The following is a 5,021-nucleotide window of genomic DNA, read 5'->3' as shown; positions in this document are numbered from 1 at the left end:
GCGTTTTTTTACGGTAGATCCACGCCATGCGTGGATGAAGGCGCCGGGTCGCTGTCGGGGTCAGAGCCCTTCCCGTTGGGAAGGGATCCGACCCCGGGCCCAAAGAGCAGCCGAGCGTGGGCTCGGCTCTACAGGAGAAGCGGGTTACCTTGCGCCGTCCAGCGCCTGCCGCAGTGCGGCCACGGTGGCGGTGGCGGTCTGGCTCCAGTCCGGGTCCAGGCCGCGCAGCGCCGGGTTCTGGAACTGCATGGCCGAGCGCCGCAGGCCCTTGGCCGAGGCGTGCAGTTCGGTGCAGCCGCTCCGTCGCGCAACGGCCGCGATGTTGGCCGGTCCCAGCCCGGCGCCGGCCATCACCGTGATACGTCCCGCCGCCTGGGTGACCAGACCCGCCAGCACATCCGCGCCGGCCTCGGCGCTGACCTGGCCGCCCGAGGTCAGCACGCGCTGGCAACCCAGCTCAACCACCTGCTCAAGTGCCGCAGGCAGATCGCGGGCAGCATCGAAGGCGCGATGGAAGGTCACCTGCAGCGGCCCGGCGGCCTGCACCAGTTCACGGCACAGCGCCAGATCGATCCCGCCCTGCACATCCAGCGCACCGATCACCACGCCATCGCAGCCCAGCGCGCGGCACTGCGCGATGTCACGCAGCATCAGTTCGGTTTCCAATGCGTCGTAGTGGAAATCACCCGGGCGCGGGCGCACCAGCACGAACAGCGGAATCGACAGGCGTTCCCGGGCAATCGCGATGGTGGCAAACGACGGCGTGGTGCCACCCTCGGCCAGGTTCTCGAACAGTTCGATGCGGTCGGCACCGCCGGCCTGCGCGGCCAGCGCCGAGGCCAGCGAGTTGCTGGCGATCTCCAGGGTCAGCCGCGTGCTCACGCCTGAGTGCTCGTGTAGATCGACGGCGAGTCGCGCAGGTCGTCCTGGCGCTGTCCATCGCACACGGCGTAGACGAAGCCGCGGTGCAACGCGTAGGCACCCACCTCGCCCTGCTTGTTCATGGCCAGGAAGCACACCTGCAATGTTCTGCTCGCTTCGGGGCGCTTGCGCACCACGCGGTCGATGGCTTCGCGGCAGGCCTGCGCGGGCGAGCGCCCTTGGCGCATCAGCTCAACCACCAGGAACGAGGCGGCGTTGCGGATCATCTCCTCACCCACGCCCGAAGCAGTGGCCGCGCCCACTTCGTTGTCGACATACAGGCCGGCACCGATGATCGGGCTGTCGCCGACCCGGCCGTGCAGCTTCCAGGCCATGCCGCTGGTGGTGCAGGCGCCGGCCAGCTTACCGCGGGCATCCAGCGCCAGCATGCCGATGGTGTCGTGGTTGTCGCTGTTGCCAGGAATACTACGACGCTCGGCATTGATCTGCGGCTGGTACTTCTCGGTCTTCAGCCACTCGCGCCAGGCCGCTTCGGCCTGCGGCGTCAGCAGGTGCCTGCGTTCAAAACCCTGCTGCACCGCGAACTGCTGCGCGCCCTCGCCCACCAGCAGCACGTGCGGGCTGTTTTCCATCACTTTGCGGGCCACCGACACCGGATGCAGGATGTCCACCAGCGCGGCCACTGCGCCACAACGGCCATCACCATCCATGATGCTCGCATCCAGGCTCAGCACCCCGTCGCGATCCGGGTTACCGCAATGGCCGACGGTGGGGTTGCACAGCTCGCTCTCGGCCCAGCGTGCACCGGCTTCAACTGCATCCAGTGCGCTGCCACCCTGCGCCAGCACCTTCCACGCGGCCTGGTTGGCCGGCACGCCGAAGTCCCAGGTCGAAACCACCCTGGCCCCACCCTGCGTGCGCGCCTGCACGCCCGGCAAGGCCACCATGCCTGCGGCCAGTGCGCCGGCCTGCAGGAACTGCCTGCGATCCACCATCTTCCCCTCCCAGTCTGCAATGCACGGCCGGCCCGATGCCGGCCACGCCGATCAGTCGTGCGTGGGCTGCCGTGCGGCGTACCAGACCGCTGCGCCGAGAACGCCCAGCTGGCCATGCTCCACGCGCCATACCGGCACCTGGCGCAGCACCTCGGTCAGCACGCCCTTGTTGAGGAAGCGCTCACGGAAGCGACCATCGGCCAGGAAATCCTGCACATGCGCGGAAATACCCCCGGCCAGGTACACCGAACGCGCACCCACCGCGATCGCTGCGTCGCCGGCCAGGCTGCCCAGCCAGGCACAGAACACCTGCAGCGTTTCCACCGCCAGCGCATCCTCACCGCTGCGCGCGGCACCGATCAGTGCCTCGGTACTGCTCCACACCGGAGTGACGCCACGCAGTTCGCACAGGCACGGATACAGGTTCATCAGGCCACTGCCGGACAGCACGCGCTCGTTGTCCACGTGCGGCCAGCGCTGCAGCAGCTTGTCCAGCACCTGCAGTTCCAGCGCGTTGCCGGCGCCGAGCGCGGCATGGCCGATCTCGCTGGCCAGCACCGGACGCTCGCCGTCGGCAAAGCGCAATGCTGCACCCAGGCCGGTTCCGGCGCCCAGCACCAGCGCCGGGAACGCCTGCGCCGGGTCAGCATCGCCATTGAGCGGCACCAGGGTGTCAGGCTGCAGGTAGGGAATGGCCAACGCCACCGCTTCAAAATCATTGATCAGCTGCAGCTCATACAGCCCGGACTGCACCCGCGTGGCCGACAGCGAGACCGTCCACGGCAGGTTGGAATTGATCAACACATCGCCATCGAGCAGGCCGGCGATGGCGACCACCGCGGCCTGTACCGGCTGGCCGAGGCCAGCGGTGAAATCGGCCAGGATCGCGGCCAGGCTGGGGTGCTCGGCGCAGGCGTAGGTGCGATGGCTGCCCAGCAGTGGTGCCTGGCCGGCTTGCGTTTCAGCCAGCGCCAAACGGGCGAAGGTGCCGCCGACATCGGCGACAACGAGACTGCGCGGAAGACCGCCGCGGGCGGAGTCGGTGGAAACCGGAGACGCTGCTGCGATGGTCACGCTGGCCTGCTTGGATCGATTGAATCGCCCCGATTCTCAGGCATCGGGGCGGCTTTGCCTAGCGCGCCGGCGGTTCAGGTTGGACTGCATGCCTTCCTGTTCGGCCACCTGCACACCATCCACCAGCACGCGCAGGCGCTGCGGGCGGAAGCCGGCGAACAACAGCGGCCGGGTGCGCTCGACCAGCACCTCATGGCCGGCGATGTGGCGCAGCCACGACTGTACCAGCGAGAACGAGAAGTGGGTGCCCGGATGCAGCGGATGCTGCACCCAGACCTTCTCGGTGGCGCTCTGCAGCAGCATCGCGCCGGTGAACCAGTGGCGGCTGAGGGTGACTGGCGTGGTGCCGGCCATGAAGCGGATATCCATGCGGGGTCCTTTCGCTGGAGCGGAGATGCGGGGGATCAGGGCTGTGCCGTCTGCAGGCTGTAGCGGGTGGTGGCGGTGAATACTGCACCATCAGGCTGGGTAGAGCGTACTTCGACCTTGTGACTGCCCACTGCCAGGTCGGTCGGCAGCGCGCCACGCCACAGGTGCGGCGACGCGGTGGCCTCCGGCGAACGGTCGTAGCCGCGCAGGCTGTCAGCCAGATCGTCAGCCACGTTCTCCACCATCAGGCGCGGATCGGGCTGACTGACCTGCTTCATCGGCTGCCAGGCACCGCCATCGACGCGGTACTCGACCACGCTGGCGTCCTCGCCCATGTAGACGTTGGCGTAGACACCCCACGCCGGATAGGCCCCCTGGCGCAGCACCTTCGGCGCATGCAGGCCGATCTGCTCGCTGGCCGGCTTGCCGGCCACGCGGTACTGCAGTTTGTAGCTGCCATTGCCGGCGACGTCCAGCAACGCGTAGCCCTTTGGCGTGCCATCACTCATGGCGCTGTCCGGCACGCCGGCGGCATCCTTCACCCCGGACCAGAATGCGCCGCAGTTGGCACCGACGTTGTATTCGTGCAGCGGCTTGTCACCGTTCCAGCCGTCGGCCTTGCCGTGGTAGACGTGCTGCTGGGTGTGGCTGTGCCCGCTGAGCACCAGCACGTTGCGGAAGTCCTTCAGCAGGTCGAACAGGCGCTGGCGGTCAGCATGACGGAAGGTCTCGCGCCCCGGCGCGGCGTCGAACAGCGGGATGTGCATGCCCAGCACCAGCAGGCGGTCCTTGTGCAGGCCTTTCAGGTAGCTGGCAAGGAAAGCGAACTGGTCTTCGCGCAGACCACCGACATACTTCGGCCTTGCGTTGGGGTCATACACCACGTCGTCGAGGAACACGAAACTGGCACCGCCCTCTTCCACCGCGTAGGTGTCCGGGCCGTAGATGTTGCGCCAGCTGTCCAGCGAATGCTCGTCGCTGGCTGCATCGAAATCGAGGTCGTGATTGCCCGGCACATGGAACCACGGCACGCCCAGCGACGTGGTGACCTTGTTGATTGCCGGATACAGGGTCAGATCGTCGTTGACGATGTCACCCAGGGTGGTGCCCATGCGCGCCTTGGTCTGGCCGACCAGCGGCGACACGATCGACTGCTGGTAGTAGCCGATGTCCTTCAGGCTGGCGGTCTGGGAGTCGGTGAAGACCAGCATCTGGAAGCCGCGACGGCTGTCATGGCGATCCGACTGCAGCGCGAAATCCCAGTTGCGGGTGACATCGCTGGTGGCGGCGATGCCGCCGTACTTCAGCGCCGGCGAGCCGTTCGGGCGGAAGTGGCGCCAGAACGAAGGCAGGCCGTCTGTCGCCTTCGGGAACGAATACGCATCGGGCTTGATCACGAACACGGTCTGGCCGTCACGCACCGGAAGGCTGTAGCTGCCATCGGCGGCGGTCTTGACGATCGTCTCGCCGTTGGAGACCTGCACCCCGGCCAGGCCCGGATCGGTCGCACCGCGGCCCGGCTTGCCGTCACGCTCCAGATAGACCTTGCCGGTGACCACGGTGTCCGCAGCCCAGGCCGGCGAGGTCAGCAACAGGCAGCACAGCCAGGCGGCAGGCAGTTTCATGGGAGGCATCCGGCAGAAAGAGACGCGGTATTGTAGAGCCGAGCCACGCTCGGCTGCAGTGCCGGCCGCTGGCCGG

Annotated in this window: 5 protein-coding genes; all 5 read right to left on the bottom strand. The window is 67.6% G+C overall.

All coding sequences use genetic code 11. From position 1 onward, the window contains the following. Window positions 1-144: 144 nt before the first annotated feature. Genes ABGA94_RS05955 through ABGA94_RS05935 form a run of 5 tightly spaced genes read right to left on the bottom strand, consistent with a single transcriptional unit; the run spans window position 145 to window position 4,945 of the window. Window positions 145-882 (bottom strand): copper homeostasis protein CutC, encoded by a 738-nt coding sequence (locus ABGA94_RS05955; RefSeq protein ID WP_065197006.1) that lies wholly within the window; start codon window positions 880-882, stop codon window positions 145-147. Then, complete coding sequence (locus ABGA94_RS05950; RefSeq protein WP_065177585.1) at window positions 879-1,877, bottom strand: N(4)-(beta-N-acetylglucosaminyl)-L-asparaginase; 999 nt, start codon at window positions 1,875-1,877, stop codon at window positions 879-881. The genes ABGA94_RS05955 and ABGA94_RS05950 overlap by 4 nt, the downstream gene beginning before the upstream one ends. A gap of 51 nt (window positions 1,878-1,928) precedes the next feature. Beyond that, window positions 1,929-2,951 (bottom strand): glucokinase, encoded by a 1,023-nt coding sequence (locus ABGA94_RS05945; RefSeq protein ID WP_065197007.1) that lies wholly within the window; start codon window positions 2,949-2,951, stop codon window positions 1,929-1,931. A 36-nt stretch (window positions 2,952-2,987) separates the two neighbouring features. Further along, window positions 2,988-3,320 (bottom strand): hypothetical protein, encoded by a 333-nt coding sequence (locus tag ABGA94_RS05940; RefSeq protein WP_375366664.1) that lies wholly within the window; start codon window positions 3,318-3,320, stop codon window positions 2,988-2,990. Window positions 3,321-3,355: 35 nt separating this feature from the next. Beyond that, complete coding sequence (locus tag ABGA94_RS05935; RefSeq protein ID WP_065177583.1) at window positions 3,356-4,945, bottom strand: calcineurin-like phosphoesterase family protein; 1,590 nt, start codon at window positions 4,943-4,945, stop codon at window positions 3,356-3,358. Window positions 4,946-5,021 lie beyond the last annotated feature (76 nt).

The sequence above is a fragment of the Stenotrophomonas sp. 3diitr2024 genome, assembly GCF_042136455.1.
Taxonomy (GTDB): Bacteria; Pseudomonadota; Gammaproteobacteria; order Xanthomonadales; family Xanthomonadaceae; genus Stenotrophomonas; species Stenotrophomonas sepilia.
This window is presented reverse-complemented; position numbering and strand designations above follow the sequence as displayed.

Bases quoted from the DNA above. Each gene is read 5' to 3' on its own strand.
- ABGA94_RS05935 (WP_065177583.1), bottom strand. From the start codon at position 4,945: ATGAAACTGCCTGCCGCCTGGCTGTGCTGCCTGTTGCTGACCTCGCCG.
- ABGA94_RS05950 (WP_065177585.1), bottom strand. From the start codon at position 1,877: ATGGTGGATCGCAGGCAGTTCCTGCAGGCCGGCGCACTGGCCGCAGGC.
- ABGA94_RS05940 (WP_375366664.1), bottom strand. From the start codon at position 3,320: ATGGATATCCGCTTCATGGCCGGCACCACGCCAGTCACCCTCAGCCGC.